This window comes from Chitinophaga ginsengisegetis (assembly GCF_900168065.1).
Taxonomy (GTDB): domain Bacteria; phylum Bacteroidota; class Bacteroidia; order Chitinophagales; family Chitinophagaceae; genus Chitinophaga; species Chitinophaga ginsengisegetis.
Window position 1 is genome coordinate 440,220 of record NZ_FUZZ01000004.1, and the last position, 22,257, is coordinate 462,476.

Genomic DNA, 22,257 nt, shown 5'->3' on the forward strand with positions numbered 1-22,257 from the left:
CCAACTATTTTATTCTGCTTAGAAAATCTTCTCCCAGTCTGCGGTAATCTTTTGCGCCATGCGAAACGGGGTCAAAGCTGAAAATATCCATGCCGGCTTCCTGAGCTTTGGCCAGTTGAATATTGGAGCGGATATACGTATCCATCACTTTCCCATTGTATTCTGTTTCCAGTTGCTTTAACACCTGCCGGTTCATCGATTTACGGTCGTCGTACTTGGTTAAAACAATGCCGAGCACTTCAAGGTTGGTGTTCAGCTTCTTTTTTATATTCTCAAAATGATACATAAAACTGCGAACACCTTTCAGCGGGAGGAATTCTGCCTGTAGTGGCAGTAATACGTAATCGCTGGCCACCAGTGCGTTTACGGTGAGCATCCCGATGGCAGGCGGACAGTCGATCAATATAAAATCAAACTGCGGCAATAAAGGCTTCAGCATCCAGCTGAACACCTGTTCACGACCGTACATGCCTACCAGCTCCAGTTCTGCGCCTGCGAGGTCCAGCGACGACGGAATGAGCATTAGTCCGCATGGTGAGGTAAGGATTACCTGCGACAACAACGCCTCTTCTCCCGCGATCTCTTTTTTCAGTGCAGTGTACAGGTGTTGCGCCGGATCTTCGGCATATCCCAGCGCCTGCGTGAGGTTTGCCTGGGGATCGGCATCTACGAGCAGCACCTTCTTGCCCGCCAGCTGCAACGCGGCAGCCAGGTTAATAGCGGTGGTGGTTTTGCCGGAACCTCCTTTCTGAATAGCCAACGATATTACCGTCATAAGAAATCAGTTAATCATAATGTTCCGTTGAAAAAATACTTTGCTTTTTCCCATACAATCTTTCCTACTTTCTGACCGAGGTATTGCCCTTCCTGGTTGCCGCGCGCAAAATGGATTCCGCCGTATAACCGCGATACGCCCGCCTGTGCGGCCGCTTCTGAAAAGGTATTCCAGCTTAATGATATATCCCTTGAAGGGGTATGCCCCGGTTCTATCAGCGAACTGCCTTTGCTGCATAGTACGGTGGCGCCCAGTTTATCGCCGCCGGTAAACTGCGCCAGGATATATGCTGCGGCGCTGCTGAAGGTACTGTGACCGGAAACATATTCTGCAAAGGGAGGCGTGATAGCTGCTGCAGGCTGGAATGGTATCCACTCCTCTCCTTTTATTTCTTTAGTGCCCTGCCCCGGACCGCCCCAGGCTTTTATAGTGCGCCCTTTGTATACATAGCGCACGGCTGAAACAGGACGCACGGCATCATAGTGCCGTTTGCTTTCCCAGCAGGCGATACTGGCATCCAGCAATGCGTTGCTGAGTGCAAAAAACAATTTCAGATCCTGGTGATTGCAATGCTGATCACGATTGGATACATACTGTGCGATCTGACACCAGTGGCCGGGTGGCGTTACTGTTCCGGGGCCATCCCACCAGTATTCTGCGATTACTTTTTGCAGGTCTGTCAGTCCTGCGCTGAGTCCGATCACCTGGTCCACCTGTTGCTGAAACTCTGTACTGCCGGGCATATAAGGCGCCGGCGGACGAAACTGTTCCGGGCGTTGTAAGGCAAAAGGTTGTACCAGCGACCAGTGCGGCGTGAGGAATTGTTGTGATTTAAAATGCCCGTTGCCATCCGGGATGAACAGCGGTTGCCAGCGGCCTGGCTCTTTCAGCTGCTCCGGCGTATTCACCGGTTTATAGCCTGTATAATCCGACCAGGCAGGCATTTGCAGGGTACCGTATGCGTTGGCGCCGTCGCCGGCAAAAGCTTCCAGTACACAACGGGCGGCGAGGTTGCCGATACCTGCTGCTTTGGAAATATCCAGGGTAGTGATGGCCGGATCATAGTCGAGATGCAGCATCATATCATGGAACATGTTTTTATTTTCCGGTGGCAATATTAACCGGAACAGTTCCGTGAGTACGCGGAAGGCAGCGTAGCTATAGGCTTTGCGTTTATAGGCTGCTTTGTGTTCTTCTTTGGGGCGTTTGATATAGGCGCCGGTATTGGTACTGATGGCACAGGGGTTGTAGGCTGTCCACGCATCGTACATGGCGGTATGCACCATAGCCAGTGCACGTGCGGCCAGTGGCGGCGGAACTGCCGAGCAGCGGATCGCTTCCACTGCCAGTTGGTTCCATTGCACTACGAGTGTTGTCGGGGTTGACATATCATCTTTTCATTTATAATAATGTAGTAATTCTCACAACGGCACCATGCATAAAAAAGGCCAGCAGCCGTTCGTTGTCTGCCGCCACGGAGAAGATAGCGCCGGGGGCATCTATCTGCTGCTGTTCAAGCGGTGCAGTGGTGCTGATAAGAAACGGTTTACCTTCAAAGTCAACGGCTACTATGTACTTTCCATCCGGTGTGATAGTGGCGTCATTCCAGTTCCCTTTCCAGCGGTTCATTTCCTTTCCGGTGCTAGTATCCCACAAACCGATGTGATCATGCTGTAACAGGAGCAGTTGTTTTTCATCTGCCGTCATTTCAATTCTCACCGCGGGCAGCTGCTCCGGGATGATGGTAGCTGTAAATGTTTCTTTGTCGAACACGCGGAACTGCGGTGTGCCTGCCAGGATCCATTTATCGCTGATATACAACGCTGCCACCGGCAGGTTGCTTTCTTCCCAAAGGGTTTGCAGCAGGCGGCCTTCTTTGTCCAGCAGCAGCACCTTTGCGGGGGGCGGACCGGGGTTACCGATCCATTGCACTGATACCGCCACAACGCTGCCATCCGGCGCCCACGCAAAAACACTGGGCGTATATTCGTTACCGTGAGATGCCCGGTATTGTCCACCTGCCGTTCTGATAGCTTCCTGCATACCTGGTATTTCATGCCGCACATTGGCAGCCAGGTCGAGAACGCCTGTGCCCCAATACAGCTGATCGCCGATGAGCGTTGGAAAGCCCGGCTGCTGCGTATCCGTATGATGTTGCAGCAAAGGCTTATCTTCTTTCCATACGGTTACCTGGTGCAATGAGGCAGCTATGATATAGTTGTTTTTGAGCACCAGTTTGTTGCCGCCGTTACCTGCTAATGTTTTCCAGTTCTTCATCTTTCTTTTTATCATTTTGTTTTTGGGAGATGTGCAACTGCTGCACTACTTCCTATAACAACATTTATTCACGGGGTGTTTGTATAAAGTGATTTACTAAGGAGGGGTAATTTGTGTTTTATCTACATATCCCAGTTTGCCTTTAAAATCAAATGCGGCCCATGCATCGGTGAAGCCGGCTACCTGTAAGGAATCTCCAGGGTTTACCCAGCCAATGCCGGTATGTTTTGGACCGGGGCCTCTGAATACAGGGAGTTTTATTACCGAAGTCACCGTGGCGACGTATGCCTTTGGCTCTATCAGTAAGGTATTTCTTTTTCTTCCCGGTATCTGTGCATTTGCCTGCTTGCGGCCCATGGGCGCAGGCGCTAACCGGCCCAGAGCCTCCAGTATTTCATCGGAGCCTCTTCCTGCCAGTTGTGCAATAACAGCAGCGGACAGCACCGGACCGGTGGGCGTGTCTGTAATTTCAGTATTAAAGAATGCTGTCACCAACGCATTCGTTGAATCCTGGTCGAGCCAGGCAAGTGCCAGCTTGATCCGGCCGGCGGTATGAGGTGCAGCGGGCGCAAACAGGGTAGCATCATATTTACCAATAACGGCCCTGTCGAGATGCACTTCCATTTGCCGCACAAAATCAGGAGGCGTGCCATTCAAAAATGTGATGAAAGACGCTTCCCTTCCGGCAACCAGGCTAAACCATGCCTGCTCCATAGCAAACCTGCCAAGCCGCAGATCATTTGTTGCCGGCGCCAGCATCATGGGTACATTGAGCGACTCACGATAAATAACGGGTGCGGAGCCCAATGGGTTTACGTCTTTTACGAAACTGGCTGCCGAAACGCCAAAGTCTGTTCCAAAGCCACTAAGGAAAGGCAAGTGGGCTACTTCAGCCAGCTCCAGTAAGCGGGCAAGACTTACCGGGCTGCCCAGCGGTACGCCATCCAATGCCACTTTTACCATCGCAATCACGCACTGATCCCACCAGGGATCTGATATAACGCCAAAGCCTAAACGGGAATGAAGCAAATTAGAGGCGACTATCGGGTTGGTGGCGGCTACTTCCACGGCGGCCCGCATGGTACCTTCCGGTTCATGACCTGCTGCCAGATATGCCGCTGCAGTACCAAACGCCTGCGGGTCAAATGGATAAGTGATATGCAGGTCTTTGGTAACCGGGTCCATTAAACTCGTTTCAGAAAGCGCGACCGATGCACGGGCAGCTTCTACCTGTACCGGTTTGCCTTTCGCCACACCACGTTGTTGTGTGAACTCACCCAGGTTCGGATGAGCAGCGATATGAGGTTGTACATTGGCGGCGGCAGTGCCAACAGGCACCGGGTGGGCGCCCACCAGACAACCTGCATATACAATTTTCGCGGTGGCCGGATCAAGGTTCTGGATCAGTACATCCAACAGCGCCTGTGTTTTGGCTTTTGCTGCCGCATTACTGATATCAAGACTTTCTGTTGTATACTCCACACGTCCCTTTACGATGCCCGGAGCGCTGGTTCCTGCCAGCTGCACGCTCTCCGGAGATCCATGCCCTGCAATGATCACCTGTGCTATACTAAAATTACCTTTGGCATCTTTCTTACCAAACCGCTGGGCAATAATGGGTATTTCCGTCTGGATCTGCAACAGCGAATCCCGGCCTTCCAGCATCAGCACCAGGTTGGGGGAAGTATTAATAACGTCTTCAAATTTAGGAGCAGCATCCTGGAAAGCGCCGGCATCATTTGCTGTTTGAATGATCAGGTGCAACGGAAGCGTATGTGAGAAATCCGTAAAGTTACTCTTCAGCTTATTGAGCGCAGCTATGCTAAAGCGATGCAGGTTGCGTATACGGCCCAGTAATGCAAAGAAATCAACCGGCGATTGCGCGGTGAACATATTTATTATTTTCTGAAACTCCGACCCCCTTTCTCCTGGCTTCACTTCATACACCCTTTGCAGGTGCGGATGAAAGAAGTTCCAGTAGGTAGTAATCCTTGCCCATAAAACAGGGTTGGCCTCCACATCAATCAGCTGATTTTCAGATACTGTTCTTTTAATCACTTTACCACCAATCAGCGCTTCCATCTTTTGCATCATATTGCCTAATGCGATGCGGCGGGCCAATGGAATCCCGCTATTCAGTATGATAACCGTTTCGTCCCGGTGACAACCATGCCCAAAGGTAGCCAGCGCTGCCCAATCTGCCGGTGGAAGCGGTATCAGGTCCTTCATTTTCAGATCTCCGGCGCCCGACTGAATATGATCTCCACTCTCATTTTTAGCGATGAGCGCCCATAGTGCATCCCTGTCGGCTTTCCCCAGAGTAGGATGTGCAAACCAATCCGCCTGTATCCGGATGTAGCTGGTAAATTCACTGAGCGTTATACCGGTGTTGGCTGCTGTACCATCTCCCAACAACTGCTTTTTATTTTTCCTCCGCACAGTAGTATAATCATAGAGCAAAGGCACACGCGAAATCATCTGCGCCGGCTTTTGCTGCACCACGTGCGTCAACTCATGCGCCAGCAGGTGCTTGCCTTCTGTACTGTCGTTGCGCTGATTTGCCCCGAAATAAATATCCTTTCCGTGTGTAAATGCTTTTGCCTGCAGTTGCCTGCTCATATCCGCAGCGCCGGCATCTTCATGGATACGGACGCCGCTGAGATCTCTGCCAAAGGCGCGGCTCATTTCTTCATTACGCCGCGATGGCAGCGGCGCTCCGCCACCTTTGCTTTGCGACAGCTGTTGTTCAACTGCCGGTGTTACATCCGGCGTGCTGCTGCCTGTGGCTTCCCGTTGCAGGGTACCGTCTTCTTCTCCACGCTGCTGCTTTCGCTGAAAGAAAGGATCTTTCGCAGGGGCAGGACCGAAGAATGGCCCCTCCCGCTGCTGCGGTGCAGAAGATTTTAGTCCGGGTGGTTGTATCTGTGTATTTACTGCTGCCACTTTTTAAAAGCTTTTATTCAAACGTTTCGGTAGGTCTGCATACGTTTTCCTTGCCGGTAACCTGTTCTGATCGTCTCACATACCTGCAGGTAGGACCGGCGTAAATGGCTTCCAGGTTCATTCCGGGCGCCATGCCGGGCTGCCAGTCACTTACCACGGAAATGGGCGCCATACCGCTTACTGATTTCTTTTTAATATTCACATCTTCCGATGCGGCCACACTCCAGAAGGCGTGGTTCAATGGAATGAAAGCCCCCATCTCCCTAACCCCAAGTATCACGGTAAAATCCATCATCCAGAAATAATGGGTGAGATGAAACGGCCCTGTTTTGGAATCCGGGTAATGCAACGGGAACACGGCTCCGGGGCGGTCCCTGATGGCTACTTTGCCTTGAGTAGTGCCAGGCCCGGAGTTAAACATGCTGAGGCCATCGAGCGCAAAATGACTGGTAGCATTCTCCAGGTCTTTGCAGGGCAGCAGGTTACAGTTGCCATAATCCAGCACCAGCGTACGACCTGTATTATCGCTGTATTGCGCCATCAGTGTATCTCTTGTAAGTACCTGCGAAAAGCCAACGCCGGTACCGCCCAGCGAGGTAAGGGTGATATCTGCCGACGCCTTCATGGAGAAATGATTCCGCGCAAAAAAATTATCTGTTTCGTTAAAAGTAGGTTTAGGCGTGGGCACCCCCTGCTGACCAATGATCAGGTTTTGTACCTGCACATCCACCCAGGGTAGCAGTTTATTCACTACGGGTGTTGAGCGGAACAGGAACAGTTCCACTCTCCTGTTGCGGGCCTGGTTTTCCGGCGATGTTTCCGGCGCCATACTCCGGGGGCTCGATGTTGTATCTATTACAATCCTGCTGTCAGGAATTTTCTTTGCAATGAGGAAGTCCCTGATGATGCCCGCTCGTTGTGCAGCCAGGGCTTTGTTACTGTCTGCATTGCCAGAGGTACTGGCAGCTCCCTGCAGTTTTACTTTCAGATTACTATCTTTCTTTAATAATTCTACCCAACGGTCAGCCACTTCGTTTAGCCGTTCACGATGGGCGGCGCGCATGGCTGCTTCTCCCACACAATAGTTCCAGAAAATAAGTTCATTACTTTCTGATTTACCTGATGATCTGTCTTCCACACCAAATACCTTTCCGGGATTATCGTTGGCCCACCTGGATTCGGGTGTGCTGCTGGCTTTACATGCATCAGCCACAGCAGCGGTGGGTGCGGCATCTTTGGCTTTCGTATCAGCCGGTTGTAGTTGCAGCGTATTGTCTCCGGGTTTGCTGAAAAAAGATTCCCCGTTTTCAGCTTTACTGAAAAAAGGTTTATCATTTTCTGCAGATTTGTTTTTAGTCGTTTTCGGAGATTTTTTCATGCAATACTATTTAAGTCGTCTTCATTACGGTGTTGTACAGGGGTATCCGTAAGGTGCGGCGTTTAGTGATGACCGTTGTCTTACAGGTTCCCATACATAATCAAATGAAGGGGTTGTAAATGGTACGTTACAGGTAGCCGGGCAATTTGGTTTGTTGCCACCGGAAGGAACGCCCGATGGTCCGCCATTATAAGTGGCGCTTGCCCAGGCAATAGGATCCATCGGATTTTCGTGGTCGTACAGCTTATAGGCGGTGATCAGCGCCACCATGGAAGCATAGGAGAAGGCGCCGCTCAACATGCCGAATGGCGGCGGCAAAAATCCGATCGGGGAAATAAAGCCATTGCACAGGCGCATCATGATGCCATAGGTACCATAATTCACGGTGCCTGATTTCCAGCAGCCACTTCCTGTTTGCACCGTATTGGAGCATACGTCATCTGCTTCATGCAATGGATCCCGCGACCAGCATGGATCACCGGTTGATCCGGGTACGCCGCATGGCGGATGATAAGGGCCTTGCTGTGTCCATCCGGCGGTATTCAGGAATAAGCCGAATGTATCAAATGCGTCTTTATTGAGTTCTGGTCCGCCGCTGCCTACAATCACGGGTTGTATAAGATAACGGCAGGCATTCAATTTATCCGTGAATCCCCAGCTGTTGAAATTACTTTGTACCTGCGCCCATACCCGCGCTATTTCTGAAGTAACATTAGGTCCGCATTTTCTTTCAGGAGTAACGGGAGGCGTTGGACCCGGTGGTGGCGGCGGTGGTACAGGCACAACCGAACTGATAACGGCTACCCTGTTGGCCACCGGATCGGTACGGGAAAAGTGATTGGTTTCGCCATGTGCAAAAATGGAAATAAACCCGGCGCCGATGCCTGGGCTGCCATCAGATGGCGTGATCATCTCATCTCTTACTGCCTGCGCGCGGTGGCACGACAGCTCCCAGTTGAACGGATCGGAGCCATCCACGCTGGCGAAGCCATCTATCCTTACCGTAGCACTCGCACCGAGGCGATGCCAGTTAGCAGCAAATCCGCTGATCAGCCGCTGGTTCGCAGGCGATAAGCCGGAAGAAGATACGGTGAAGGGGTAGCTGTCTTCCACCCTCGGAGTACTGGTATCCACGGGGCAAGCCAGTGTTGCAGGCACCTGCGACAGGTCCCCGTGTTCTTTCACCGGAGCTACCTGCCGCGCTATACCCGTTGTTCCCTGTCCTTGTTGTAAAGTATGTGTCAGCTCATGCGCCAGCAGGTGTTTACCGGAGCTGCTGCCGGGAGCATATTTTCCTTCGTTAAAATAAATATCGTTGCCGGTGGTAAATGCCTGTGCATTCAGCTGGCGGTTAAGTCCTGCTGCATTGTTGCCGGTATGGATCTTCACCTTACTGAAATCTGCGCCGAACGCGCCGTTCATTTCCTGCAGGGTATCTCCTTTCAATCCTTCTCCCTGTCCTTTGGTACTGTTGATATTACTTTCTACTGCTGTTGGGGAGATGGCGGCCGGAGAGGCTTCCTTCCGCTGCACGTTGTTTTTCTTTTCCTCTTCTTCGCAATGAGCACATTTACGTTGGATGGCGGGCTGGAAAAAAGATTGCGCCGCGGGCTTCCCCCAGAAAGGGGTTGCTGCCGGCTGTTTAAGGCCGGAGGCGTGCGATGCGCCCTCTCTTTGGATATTTGCGGGTTGTAATGTTTTTATGCTCACCTGGATATTTTTAATTCATTTGCAAATAAAAATGCTCCTTACCGCCATTGCACATGCAGTGGTATTTTCATCCACTTTAACTTGATGATGCTGATGTTCCAGGGCAAACGGTCCAGCAGGATGTCGATGGTATCTGACTCCATTTGCAGCTGATGCTTATCAGTGCCGGTGATCAATCTTCCCGGCCTTTGCAGGAACCCTTCCCGTAATCCATCTGCAGAAATATTTTTTAATGCCTTCCAGTGGCTGATAGCATTTTCTATCAGTCCGTCAGCTTCTTCCATCGCTTCTTCTGTTGGCGCCAGCTTCGTATCCAGCGGCCTTTTCAGCGGCCAGCCACATAACAGTTTCGGCAACACCACTTCAAATTCGTCCGCCTCCGTCTGGCCTGTTGCCATGTAGTGCAGCAACATAATGGCTTGCTGCTTACACGCTGCATTGAGGAACCGTTTACCATCGGTCCATTCCAGCTGGCGGAACATGGGCAGCAACCAATGATGCAGCAAAATGATCCCGGCATTTACCACGTAATAAGTATGGGCGCCGGTAGTGGATTCTGATATTTCTTCTTCAGATGTACCTGTTTCCGGATCAGCGGAAGCCTCATTGGTTAATGGCGTATCCGCCTGTTTGTTTGGCAGCGCTGCAGTATGTTGTGTGTTGAAAGAAGTAGCGGCAGCTAATAATTTATCCCAGCTGTTGTTGCGGCATACCGTTATCAGTTCCGGGATCTGCATAGCAAATACCGGCTGCCCGATCAACAGCTCATTCATTTGTGCGGATTCACTTACAGTGGGGTCCTTTGCTGCCTGTACTAACAACGCATACCAGCAGGCCTGTTCAAAAGCGCGGCGGTTCATGCCGCCCTTGTGCGTGAGTTGCAACAGGCGGTAGGCGTCATAGAGCTGATGAATCGCTGATGCCCAGCTGTCCTGTTTTTTGGCGGTGATGATGGCAAGCAGCTGCGTAATAAATTCCGGCGAATGCTGCATCAGGATGCGCCGGAGATAATCCGGGTTATTCAACAGCTGTTTGCGGAGTGTGGTAATCGCCTCGTGACTGGTAGCCAATATCTGTAATACCTGCTGGTACCACACATCACCGGGCCGTGCGGCATTCCAGGGAAGTGTGCCATGTTCCATGTAGTAGCACCACTGATCGAAGGTGTGCTCCAGCAGGGATTTACGCGGCGTTTCTTTTACGTGAAGCTTGGCTAATGCAACGGTCATTTTTTCCAGCAGCAACGCTACGTAATGATCATTATTAAGATCTGCTGCCTTGATTTTCCCGAGGTCAATCTCTAGGCGGTCTATATAAATAACCGTGTCGTCGCTGCTATGACTGTCGAACAGCCTTTCCAGTGCAGGGATGATCTTATTCCAATACAGCGCTGTTACCTGGTGTTGCCAGGTAAAAACAGTGTCTTTGTTATGCACTGTCAGCAGGAGTGTTTGTTTACGGATCTTATGCAACATGGTTATTTATTTCATCCATCGCAGGCATTGTGCTACGAGGTCTTCATTTTCGTCAGAGATCAGGTCTTCCGGTTTCCAGTCTTTTGCCAATGCCGCGAGGTTGATTCCTTTGTCTTTCATTTTGCGCAATGTTTGCTGCAGCTGTTTCTTTTCATGTGCGGCAATGCTTACCGGCACCCGCAGCAGGAGCTGATCCAGGCAAAGCCAGGTGGCATTGCGCAGCAGGAGCGCCTGTTCACTCGCGGCTGCTTTTTTCCCGGCCGGCATCTTTTTTAGTAAGAAGTCGGCCAGCGTGCTGTATTTATGCATATCCAGCGGGCCCGCTTCCATAAATTTACCGGTGCGGTCGTATGCTTCTGTGTCTACAATATTATCGGCATCTACCGGCAGGATTTGTTGCTTGTACTTTGAAATACGCTGACGGCCCTTCCGGTCGCGCAGCAACACATCTTCCGGGGAGTTGCTTCTGTGCGTGGTAACAGCTTCCACCGGTTGTGGCGGTGCTGCTGCAGGCGCGATGTTCCGTTTATCCGCCAGGATCCTTCCAGGTGGCGGCGTGCTTTCATTCGAGAGACAATCGATCTCCTGCATGTCGCAGTTTTTGCGGAACAGCCGATTGATCCAATCCCCGAAATCTGCTTCCGGTAGTCTGTTCTTCCGGTTATCGTCGAAGCACGATGGCGTAATCTGTTCGCAATCCGGATCGGTAGCCGTATCAGGTACTGCATCCATAATATCGGTTTGCCCGAAGAGGTAACAGATCAGGCAGCATTGAATATGTGCGTCATCGCCGCAAACAGGTTTACAAGCGAGGTGCTGCAACCAGCGGCGGTAGAGGGTTTCAAATTCGCAGAAGCTGCGTGGCCGGAGCCAGAGTATATTCAGTAGCACATGTGCAGGCGCTTCTTTGCGGAGCAGGTTTTCCATCATGGCGCGGGTGCTGGTATTGCGGAAACGCACGGGCCAGCCGGGCAACACAATGGTGGCCACAAAGGAATAAGGATCCGTAAACGGTACCACCGTTGTTTTAAACACCGCATCTTCCGGATCTACATCATAGCCAACCACTTCTTCTTCCCACGGCAGCCTGCAAAGCGGTTCAGGTTTCACCGGCAGTAAACACTGGCAATCGTCCGCTACACGTGGCCGGAGCAGGATGTGTTCCACTACATGCATGCCTTCATCATTAATAGCTGCGGAGGTGCGCTCAATGGCATCTTCCATGGCAGGCAAGGTGGGATAACACTGCGGATTGGCGGCGAGCACGTAAGTGCCGTCTACCAGTTCAATGCCAAACGGGCCGCAATCTGCGCCAAGGGTGGGTTTATAATTATCCGGGATGGCCAATGCTGCGCAGAACCTGTAAAAGCCCTTGATGGCGGCATTCAGGCATTCATACTGTTCTGCACTTTCCCAGATGATGGCCCCTGGTTTACGTACCGGTGGCGGCGCATCACAGGCGCATCCGCTGTTTTCATCCGGCAAGGGCTCTTCCGGAATGAAATCATCGTGGTATAAACGGAAAGAGTAAGTATGACCAAAGGCTGTTTTTACACGGCGCACCGGGTAATAAAGCGCGCTTTGCTGCAATTTTGCTTTCCATTCTTTCATGTCATCCACTGATAACTCAGCGTCACCGGACGGTTTGAAATAGCCGCTTACCACGTTGCCATTCAGCAGTTCAAACCGGTTGGTGGTGGTGTTCAGGGAGTAGTTGCTGTCTTTCCACAACAACGATAGTACTTCAAACAGCCAGTCGTCCTGCGCCCTTTCGGCATTGGTACCCGACGTGTATTGCTGTCCTGATACCAATATCACTTCACCATTGGCGATTAACTGCAGCTGGAAATAGTTACCCGCATAATAAGGTTTTACCTGCAGCGATACCTGGCAGCTTTTACCGAGTTTCAACCCGATCATTTGGAGTTGCTGCAGGTATTTGGCCCTGATTTCCTCCGTGTTGTATTCATAGGGGTGTACTGCCAGCCGGTAGCCTTTCTTCACTGCTTTAAAACTGTAACAGCCATCGTCTTTTACATATCCGTAATAGGCACTGTTGCCCCGGCGGGTGGCGTCGAGCAACAGTTCCAGCCCGGTGTACACGTAATCGCCGTTAGCGTTTTTCGTTGCGGCGCCCCATGCATCTTCCAGAGAATTATAATGCTGGGTACTTTCCAAGAGCACTTCATTCATTACTACCTGGTAGCGGCAACTCGTTTCATTAAGCCGTACGCCGCTGTTACCGGCGTACCGGGCCAATGCCAGGAATAGTTTCAGCGCTTCACTGGCGGCGGCCATATCCACAAAGCCGTTGCAGAGTTTCCAGATCTTTTCCCTTTTGGTAATATCGTACAGGCTTACCCGTAGTCGCTGTACATTATTCAGCCAATGATAAGGGAAGCTCCGCATGATATGCGGCACAATGTCCAGCAGCTGGGCTTTTCCGCCGAATTGGGTAATAGTGTCGGCGGGTACAATAGCCAGCGGGATGGTATCCGTTACCGGATCCCCTGCCAGGATAATGCTGCTGCCATAGGCAGCGGGGTTACCGGCCAGGTGTACCAGTTGCAGGTATTGCTGACGAAATGCAGCCAGTGCTTCTGCTGAAGATTTATAAGATTTATAACTGCGGAAATATTCGGTTTCTGTTTTTGGATAGATGGGTGAATGATAGATTTTTTCAATGCCGCGGATCACATAATAGTAGCTAACGGCCTGTGTTTGCGGATCTTTCACGCAGGTAACCACCTCTTCTCCCCCCATACATATTTCCAGGTAATCGATACCCTGCTGGTTGCGGCTGCGCAAGGCTGCCAGGCGATCGGTGGCCGGCGCTTTGTCTGCAAAGGTTTTGGGGAAACGGGCAAAGCAACCGGTTTTATTAATCACGCGGTATACAAAGGCGCCTTCTGCGTTAACAGCAGTGCTATGAATATAGGAATCGATGTCCGCCGGCGCGGCACCGCTTCTCAACTGCGCGAGTGATAAAGCACTCTGCAGTTTACCGGCTGCAGCTGCTGCGGGCATGATGATCTTTTTATTTAAGCCGGCATGCAGCAAAACAGGTTTGGCGCCCTTTTCTGCTTTGAGTTCCAGGTGATCCAGCGACGCCATAAAGGTGTCCATTTCTGTTTTTGCCAGCTCTTCTGTGGAATATTCTTCTTCGCTGTTAAACAGGTAAGGCTTTCCTTCCATACCCTGCAGCTGTACTTTGTATTTCCACGCTGCGGGCTGCCGGGAGTAAGACACCTGGTATAACTGCGCCTGTACAATCTGTTGTATGTGCAGTACGGTGTTATCGGCCTGTAACTCTTCATCGAATAAGGCAGGATGCGTCGCTTTTACATGGCTGCGTTCTACCAGTACCACTTCATACCTGCCATCGGTGGTTTGCCGCACCAAATAACCCGCAGGAGTGGCTGCCAGTTGCAGGAGCAGGTGAAATTCTTCCGTAGCCTGCTGCTCATTTTTCACGGGCGATGCAGAAGTAAACATAATGAACGCATCTTCTTCAATGCTGATCTGCACCTGTAATTTTCCGCCTTTCTGCTGAATATTATCTGCCTGGAAAGCAGCAAGATTGATATAGGTAGTATGTGCGGCGTTTACGGGTAACAACTGCAATGCCGGCAAATCCAGCGTTGGCGGGATGTTCCAGTCGTCTTCCTTCACATTGGCGAGCAAGTCGTCCGTAGCCGCTATAGCCGCCTGCTGATCGGGGAACGCCTCATTGGAATGCAGCAGCGGTTTCCCGGCAGGATCAGTCACTTCAATAAAATGATCATAGCGGCTGATTTCCGCGGTACCATTCAGCGGCTGCTGTGTAAAATGTTCCTGTAACTGCAGCAACCGGCTCTCACGTTCTTCGGGTGAAGCTGCGGGAGATGCCAGGAATGCCTTGCCTGCCGACAACGGCACCTGTAAACCGAACTTCCCCTGCACAGGATCATCTGTGCGGATAAGCTGTTCCGGGTGTTTTAATTGTTGCGCAAGATAGATCAGTGCGGCAGAAGCATCTTCCTTTGTAACATAGTTACTTGTTCTGAACAGCACCTGGTTATCGGCATCTTTTATTTCTGCATAAAAAAAAGTTTCATAAGGTCCAACAATAAACGGGCACAAATAATGACGGTCACTTCTTTCTATGCCCGCCAACGCATTCACCCGTTGCTCGTAACCGGAAGTATTGGAAGTATTCCATTTGTTTACGCGGTAGTCGTAGGCTTTACCGCGGTTCCTGCTTAATTTATCATAGGAAGAAAGGAACTTCGCTTTGGCGCGCAAACCCTTTTCCGCAGCCTGTTGCCGGTCGCTGATACCATATAACACCAACGCATAATCGGTGAACGTTTCCGCAAAGCGGCTGAGCAGGTGATTGAGCATGGTTTCGCGGCGCTGCTGATACAGGGCTTTATCTTCCACGATCTTTTGCAGGTAGCCCTGGTAGTCGGCCAGGCTGAAAACCACATCAAATGCATACTGCTCCTTGTTGGCGGTATTTTTAAATCCGAACGAACGGAGATTTTCCGGGTATGCGGCGAGGAATATGGCCGATTGCGCTGCCTCTTTTGCTTTTTGCTGAGAAGGATAATAGCGGCATCCAAGCAATACATATTCCCTGCCGGGAGTGGCTATCACAAAGCACCAGCAGCCATCGCCATAGAGATACGTAGTAATGTTAGTAGTATTGCCCTGGTGACTCATATCCAGTAAAAGCTGTTCCACTGCAGTATTCCGTGCAGAAAGATAATCGAAGCTGTAGTATTTATTACGCCAGCGCTGGATTACATCTTTCTTAACGGTAACGCCTGTATGCAGTTCGTTGAGCAGCTCTTTTCCAACCGGCAGCATGAGGGTATCATTCTGTTTCCAGCCCAGATCGGCATAGAATCCGCCCTGCTGGAAACGCAATAGTTTATCGAGGTCCGGCACGTCGGTAACGGCGCCGCTGAAATAGGTTTGCGCGGGCGCATCCGGCGACATCGAGAACAGGTCGCGCAGGTGCTGCAATTGCGCCAGGTAGTTAGACAGGAGCTGGTCAAAGAACAATAGGAAGCCTTTCAGCTGCCACGCCTGCACCTTACGCTGCGGGGAGGCATCGTTGCCCAGTTCCCCGTTGCCAATACCATATACCCGTGGAAAATCGCGTTGCAGGGAATAGTAATTGCCGAGGTCCTCCCTGTAAAAACCGGAAGGCACACCATGATCAAGGTATGCGGACGACTGGTTGTACCATACTTTCGTGCCATTCAGCAGCGAAGCATTTAAATACTGCTGCAGGTTGGTACCATCAAAAGTAAACGTGGCGCTGCCGCGTTTAAACACAAACCGGCTGTATACCAGCGACAGCAGCGGCAGGTGGCCATCCAGCAAAGGCAGGATCCAGGCGGTGCCGTTCGTGCTGGCTACGGGCGTGTTGTCGCCTGTAACGTAGCCGGCTATACTAAGACCGGAAACAGTGGATACGCCCGGCACATCAAACATTACATGATATACATCCGATACGCGGATTTCCCGGAGCGGCTTGATCGCTTCCAGCTCGGCGGTGTCAATGAAACCATGACTTCCGGCGGCATAGGCCCTGCCGGCAAAAATTTCTTCCATCGTCACCTTTTTTTCTTCCAGCATCTGTTGCAGGGTATAAAAGGTAACACGGGGAGAAAAGAGATGATATAACTGAAGCACCAGTTCATTTAGAACCGTGGTCACATCGGCATCTTCCTCCAGCTGGATTTCAGTGCATACGCCAATCTCTTCATGGCACAGGATGGTGATCTTATAAAAATCCTCACACAAATTACGATGTGCCATCAATGCTTTGCGGATACGCTCTTTCAAGTCAGCCAGCGCTTTTGCTCTTTCCTGGCTGTCGTCCGGCAGCGTTTCGGGTTCAATGAAAATATTATAGAGCCCATTCAGTTCCAGCAGGGAAATATCTTCCCCGGTGGCCGCCAGCTGCGGATTGCGGCTGCGGCATTCTAATCCTTCATCTCCAAACCAATGCACTTCCGGCGGGATATTGGTGGCAATTTCCAGCCAGGCGTTTCTTACGCCATCGATATCGGTGAGCAGTTTGCGGTAGTCGGTAATGGTGAGCGGGTTAACGGTGAGGATCTTTGCCGGCGTGAAGAAATTATCTTCCTTCCCGTTTCCTGCGGGATTCATGGTAAGCAGGTCTTCCAGCGGCAAACTGGTGCGGTAGCCCATATCCAGCAGGGAATAGCACAACACTTCCAGGATGGTGATGCCCGGATCATGTGCGTTGTGATCAGTCCATATTTTGCCGGAAAGTTTTCCGAGGTAGTCGATGCCTTCACTCCGCAACTTTTCAAAATCCAGTTCCGGTGGAAAAGCAGGATCATTTTTAATGATCACATTCTTGGTATTTGTGTCCTCAGCCATAACGATGTAGTTAATTGATGATAGGGCCCTGCGGCTCCTCAGGCGATTCCGGCCGTGTATTGTTACATGGCGGTATCAAGGGTTCCGGAATATTACAGTCTGTTTCCCGCTCAGGGATGCGCGTTACCACATCCGGGCAAACCACGGCATTCTTCTGTGTGCTTACGGTGATGTTGCCACTTACCAGGATAGAACGCGGCGTATGCGGCTCCATATGCTGCGATGGCGCTGTTTCCAGTTCATGCTGCATGGTGAGGCACTCTACGTAGTCCACATAATCCAGTTGCTCCACAAACCTCACAACGTCCGCCTGGTGCACGATTTGTCCGAACGACAGTTTATCCAGTTTTCCTATCGCCCAGGGGGCGAAAAATTCCTGCAGGTCTGTTTTCAGTTTTTCGGTATAATATTTTTCATCTTTCCCTTTATACAATTGAATGGAGATGTCGACCATCACTCTTTCATATCTTGGATTGGTGACCTTCAACCGCACAAAAGGAGATGAACGTTGTTTGAGGAAGGTGTGTATTTTTTCCAGCAGGCTTAACGGCGCTTTGGGTTCCATCAGGTTGCCGGCAGCAAGCTGGCGCAAATCGGGGATTACGGCTACTACTACATATCCGCCGGCAGCTACCAGGTCTTGCTGGTACACTTTGGCGCCAAGCCCCAGCGTATGGTTCACGCATTTCACTTTATACAGCTGCGGAAATTCTTCAAGTACCAGTCTTTCATAATCAAACGACTGGATAGCACGGCCTTTATGGCGCAGCTGTTCGCTGACGCGCACATAAAAATGTCCTGCCGCTTCCGGCAACCGTCCGTTGAAGCCATCATAAAGTTGTGTAACGGTTTTGATATGCGCATCTGCTTCTGCCAGTTTGGAGATGCTGCCGGCTTTTAATACTTCGCCCAGGCGCATCGGGTCATTTTCAGGCAGCACCGTGAAAGTAGCCAGTGCGGCCTGTGTATGTACGCCGATGGTTTCACACACGGCCGCTACGTTTTCGGGGATAGCGGCTTTCAGCCAGTACGTACCGGCGGGCATAACGGTGTTGACTATATTAATATCGCCGGGTACGGCTATTTTGATAATGCCGGAGCGGGTTAACCCGTCGGTATCATCATTAAGCACCTCGAATCCTTTGCGAAGCGGCTTCCAGACATTGCTGCACAGGTAAAACCATTCCACTTCCGCTTTTTCCGATTCAGAATCAGCCGTAGCTTCTGCCAGCTGGAATAAGAGATTCAGGTTGCCGTATGGCTGCAAACGATCAAGCCCTACAAACAAAGTACCTTCGTCGCAAAATACCGGTAACAGCGAGGGTTCAAGATCCAGCACTTCTTCCTTAAAAGTATTTTCAAAAGGATACAGGTGCAGCAACTGCACATCTTCCCGGATAGCGGTAGCGCTGTAGTCGATGGAAATCTGGCTGATCACCGGTGTCCAGGGTTCATTGGGAATGATGGCAGACAGTGTGTTGGTGTCTACCACGGATACCTGGATGTCTTCCAGCTTTTCTTTGATATCTTTTGCCAGTTCGGTGAGCCCTTCAAACCCCTGGAAGAAGCCGCCACGTAAGGGGAAGTCCGGTGGATTGGGGCCCCTGGAAATGTAGCGGATGGTTAATGCTTCCGCAGGTGTGGGTGTCCAGGCCCAGGGAGGCGACATGCTATCGGATGGGATCCTGCCATCGAGACCACTGGGGCCCTGAATATATTTATTGAGATTTAAAGCATCTGCATAAGTATCCTGTACCAGTTGCTTCAGTTCTTTCAGGTTGAACACTACCGGGGAGCCCACTGAATTGTAGTAAGCAGCGGTATCGATCCTGTTTTTCGGATCTTTCGGATCATCCAGCAGGCGGTTAAAGGCGGTCATCTGGCGGGCCAGTACAAATGCATAATCTTTATGCATAAAGTCCTGCCGGGTGAGGGTTATCTTAGCGAAGTAATTACGGGTATCCGCATTGTACCGGGTTACCTTGTCGCTGGTAAGACTGAACTGATCCTTGAAATCTATTGCCGTTGGCTGATCAAAAGCGATGGAGTAATCGTATATCTTCTGCGGATCACAGGGTACATCCTCATTTTTGGTGAACAATTCTTCTGCCGATGCATTCTCTTTAAACCATTTTCCATCCTGCAAAACATATTTATTAATCTTGAAGTCGGCCTCTGCTAATCCGCCCTGGACATAGCCTGCATAATACGCTTCGAAACTGGCTGGTTTATCTTTCCAGTTCATGTTCACATATACCTTGTCCCATTTCTTCCCGAAAATTTCTGTAGAGCCAATGTAAAAGCTGGGACCTTTAGCAGTGGTGGAAAATTCCTTTTTACCTTTCAGTATTTCAAAATCAATCAGCGCTGGCCGGGTACCAAAGGGATAAACAGGCGAGTTAACATCCTGCACCGTTTCATCATTTTGCACGATCACATTTTTCACCCCGCAAACATCTACTTTGATAGATACATTCTTTATGCGGAAGTCGCGCAGGAAGTGATACAGCGCAATAGCGGTTACCGTGTTCTTTGGCTGGCGTTCCAGTTTACACTGGCCGCAATCGCCCCCCACTTTTTCAACCAGGATATCATCAAGACTTAATTTCACCTGCTGGTCCACTTCCACGCGGAGCACGGGCAAGGTGGTGTTATAGTTGCCATTGAGCGCTTTCTTATCATAAAAAGTAACCGCGGGCACTTCCGGCGGGAGCTCTACTTTCAGCGTTAATTTATAACCACCGGGTTGTGTAACAATGGAGATGTCTGCCAGCTTTGGTGGGGTAATCCACTCTTCCGCACCGCTGAAAAACAGCTGCAACACACTGCGGGGTTTAAACAATTCTTTTACTGCTACCGGCAATGCGTTGATGTTCGTTAAAGGAGGATCGGGCGTTATGCCATTGTCTGTTAACACCGCATGTGTACCATCTGAAGCATATCTTACATCCGTAAGCGCATCCCGCAGTATGGTGATGGTGGCGGCGTCCACACCCATTTCTTCTGCCTTTGCAATCAGGTCGTCCGACAGGTAGGTGTATTTATTTTTGAGGATAATTTTCAGTGCATCGAAGTAATCGCTGTCCTGCAGCAACACATTATCGTCGCAGTTTTCAGAAAGGATGCACTCAATATCTACCGTGATTTTGCGGGTGCCTTCCTGCAGGAGTAATACCGGCGAAGCCAGCATGAATCCGAGGCGGGCATAAGGATGCTGCACCGGTTGTACTTTGCCGGGTGCAATAAATTTACTGTAGCGGGAACCGGCGGTAAACCAGTTCTTTGGCATATTTTCCTGGAAGGGTTTGTCTACCCCATCCGCCATATTGGCTTTGGTGGCGATATACAGTCCTTCGATAAAATTCCTTTTATAACAAAGCTGGCCTCCGTCCGTCAATGTTCTTTTGAATGCTGTTACCGGGTTTACATACAGGGTAAGTAAACTGGAGATGGCGGCATTGTCTACCACTATTTCATCATTAAGCCGGAAGAGCACATCTGTTTTCAGTTTATCCTTTCCATCGCGGAGGGCAGTTCCTTTCGGGAGCAGGTATTGCTGAAAGGGTTGCTGTACTTCAAACACCACGTGCGCCTTATCCGGCGTGAGGGGTTTGGGTACCAGTTTTAATACCTGTTGAAAGAAGAAATCAAGATGTTTTTGTGTGAATCCGTTCAGTTGTTGCTGTACATGTGTGAAGAGGTACAGGAATGCAAAGAGCAGACCCAGGTGTGGAGTATGATTCTTTTTATAGGCTTCATTCAGTGGTTGCAGGCTTTCTCCGATGCTATCCGGCGCCAGTGCGGCGATAGCGGCAATGGCATCTATGAATGGCTGAAAGATGGACTGGTAAGCCTGCAACAGCAGCAATGCTTTTTCGCGGGAGGTGGCGGCGTAATGAAAACTTTCGTTCCATTCGAGATAAGCAAACAGCGGATCGATACCCCAGATCTCTTCATCTTTTATTTGAGAAAGATCGATGGGACGAACGCAGAACCATTTCACAGCGCCGTTGGAGAACTGGATGAACCGGGACAGCGGTGTACGGAGCTTTTGCTGTATAATGGCTTCTATACTACGTTCCATTGGCAGTCCTGTACCATGAAAAGCCAGCTGCCACTGTGCAATAGGAACAATTACATCATCATATAAAAAATTGATCAGGAGTTGAAGCGTATCTTTTGTGGGGCGTTCATATACCTGGTTTACATATCCTTCAAAATTATCTTTCAGCTGGCTGGTATTTGTTTTAGCCAGTTGCGCCAGCAGAAAAGGGAGGCTGTTCCGGAAGAAAGGCTGCCAGTCGTTGATCAGGTAGGCATCTTTGTATTGGTAATAATTGATCTGCGGCGCCATTTGTACGAAGTAATGGAGCAGGTCCGCGAGCTTTCTCCCGTCTATCGGTGCGGAGGCAGCATCCAGGGCCGGTAGTAGCCGGTTACGCTGACTGATGCCTGGTTCATATTGAAAAGGATGTACGATCATGATTTAACTGATTAATTGATGACCCTGTGGCGGAGGCGCCGGTCAGGGTTTTTGCGCTGCTTCCAGCAAATAGAAATCATACACATAATTGTACCTTGAATTAGTACTGGCAATCGTATAGTCGATAGAGATAGTAAACCTTCCTTCTATCAGGTCGGGGCTATCCATCGCTACCACGCCTACTTCTTCCACTTTGATACGCGGTTCATAGAAGAGGATGGCATTTTCCACCAGGTCGCGCAGGAAGCCGATCATGGCGGCGTTGAGCGGTTCAAAAATATAGTCCTGCAGATCGCATCCGTAACGGGGTTGCATCACTCTTTCTCCCAAACTGGTCGACAGCAGGATGTCCAGGCTTTCTTTGATATCGGCTTCATTACTCACCAGTTCCACTGCTCCGCTTTGCAGATCAAATGTTGGCGGGAATTTCCAGCCGGTACCGAGGAATGAACGGGGATCATTTTGTAACATGTCTGATATTTTTTAACCGCCAATAATTACTGTAGGGGCTCCCATCACAATTACGCCGCCGTGTGCCGTGAGGTCGCCCATTCTTGCGGCGGGCCGCCCTCCTATCATCACGGTGGCAGATCCTTTCACGATAGCATCCGGCGGACCTACGCAGGTGCAGATATCACCGGTTACGGCTGCCGGGATACCGGCAATCATCACCGTGGGTACGCCTGGGCCTACCACCGGACCGCCTACATGAGGTACCGGTCCTGAAAACAGGGGGCAGGTGTGAAAGTCGCTGATGCGTGCTGCAGGAGGCATGAGATTAACAATTTAAGTGACCGGCAATCGTTGTTCTTTT

At 50.6% G+C, this 22,257-nt stretch carries 11 protein-coding genes; all 11 read right to left on the minus strand.

Annotation, left to right across the window (positions count from 1 at the left end):
* Positions 1 to 4: 4 nt before the first annotated feature.
* The 11 genes from B5Z18_RS24495 to B5Z18_RS24545 all read right to left on the minus strand — a co-directional run bounded on the left by B5Z18_RS24495 (position 5) and on the right by B5Z18_RS24545 (position 22,217).
* Positions 5 to 775, minus strand: coding sequence for a ParA family protein (locus B5Z18_RS24495; protein ID WP_079472156.1), 771 nt, complete (start codon positions 773 to 775; stop codon positions 5 to 7).
* Between the two features lie 14 nt (positions 776 to 789).
* Positions 790 to 2,163 (minus strand): vanadium-dependent haloperoxidase, encoded by a 1,374-nt coding sequence (locus tag B5Z18_RS24500; protein WP_079472157.1) that lies wholly within the window; start codon positions 2,161 to 2,163, stop codon positions 790 to 792.
* Between the two features lie 13 nt (positions 2,164 to 2,176).
* Positions 2,177 to 3,052 carry a WD40 repeat domain-containing protein gene (locus B5Z18_RS24505; protein ID WP_079472158.1) on the minus strand — a complete coding sequence of 292 codons (876 nt, stop codon included), beginning with the start codon at positions 3,050 to 3,052 and terminating at the stop codon, positions 2,177 to 2,179.
* Between the two features lie 96 nt (positions 3,053 to 3,148).
* Positions 3,149 to 5,995: an eCIS core domain-containing protein gene (locus B5Z18_RS24510; protein ID WP_079472159.1), complete on the minus strand. Its 2,847-nt coding sequence runs from the start codon at positions 5,993 to 5,995 to the stop codon at positions 3,149 to 3,151.
* A gap of 13 nt (positions 5,996 to 6,008) precedes the next feature.
* Complete coding sequence (locus B5Z18_RS24515; protein ID WP_079472160.1) at positions 6,009 to 7,373, minus strand: OmpA family protein; 1,365 nt, start codon at positions 7,371 to 7,373, stop codon at positions 6,009 to 6,011.
* A 24-nt stretch (positions 7,374 to 7,397) separates the two neighbouring features.
* Positions 7,398 to 9,083 (minus strand): eCIS core domain-containing protein, encoded by a 1,686-nt coding sequence (locus tag B5Z18_RS24520; protein WP_079472161.1) that lies wholly within the window; start codon positions 9,081 to 9,083, stop codon positions 7,398 to 7,400.
* A 38-nt stretch (positions 9,084 to 9,121) separates the two neighbouring features.
* Positions 9,122 to 10,558, minus strand: coding sequence for a contractile injection system tape measure protein (locus B5Z18_RS24525; RefSeq protein WP_079472162.1), 1,437 nt, complete (start codon positions 10,556 to 10,558; stop codon positions 9,122 to 9,124).
* Positions 10,559 to 10,564: 6 nt separating this feature from the next.
* Positions 10,565 to 16,960, minus strand: a complete 6,396-nt coding sequence (locus tag B5Z18_RS24530) for a hypothetical protein (RefSeq protein WP_079472163.1) — start codon at positions 16,958 to 16,960, stop codon at positions 10,565 to 10,567.
* 10 nt (positions 16,961 to 16,970) lie between these two features.
* Complete coding sequence (locus tag B5Z18_RS24535; RefSeq protein ID WP_079472164.1) at positions 16,971 to 21,443, minus strand: baseplate J/gp47 family protein; 4,473 nt, start codon at positions 21,441 to 21,443, stop codon at positions 16,971 to 16,973.
* 42 nt (positions 21,444 to 21,485) lie between these two features.
* A complete protein-coding gene (locus tag B5Z18_RS24540) occupies positions 21,486 to 21,914 on the minus strand; it encodes a GPW/gp25 family protein (RefSeq protein WP_079472165.1) in 429 nt (142 codons plus the stop codon).
* Between the two features lie 12 nt (positions 21,915 to 21,926).
* Complete coding sequence (locus tag B5Z18_RS24545; protein ID WP_079472166.1) at positions 21,927 to 22,217, minus strand: PAAR domain-containing protein; 291 nt, start codon at positions 22,215 to 22,217, stop codon at positions 21,927 to 21,929.
* Between the last annotated feature and the right edge of the window lie 40 nt (positions 22,218 to 22,257).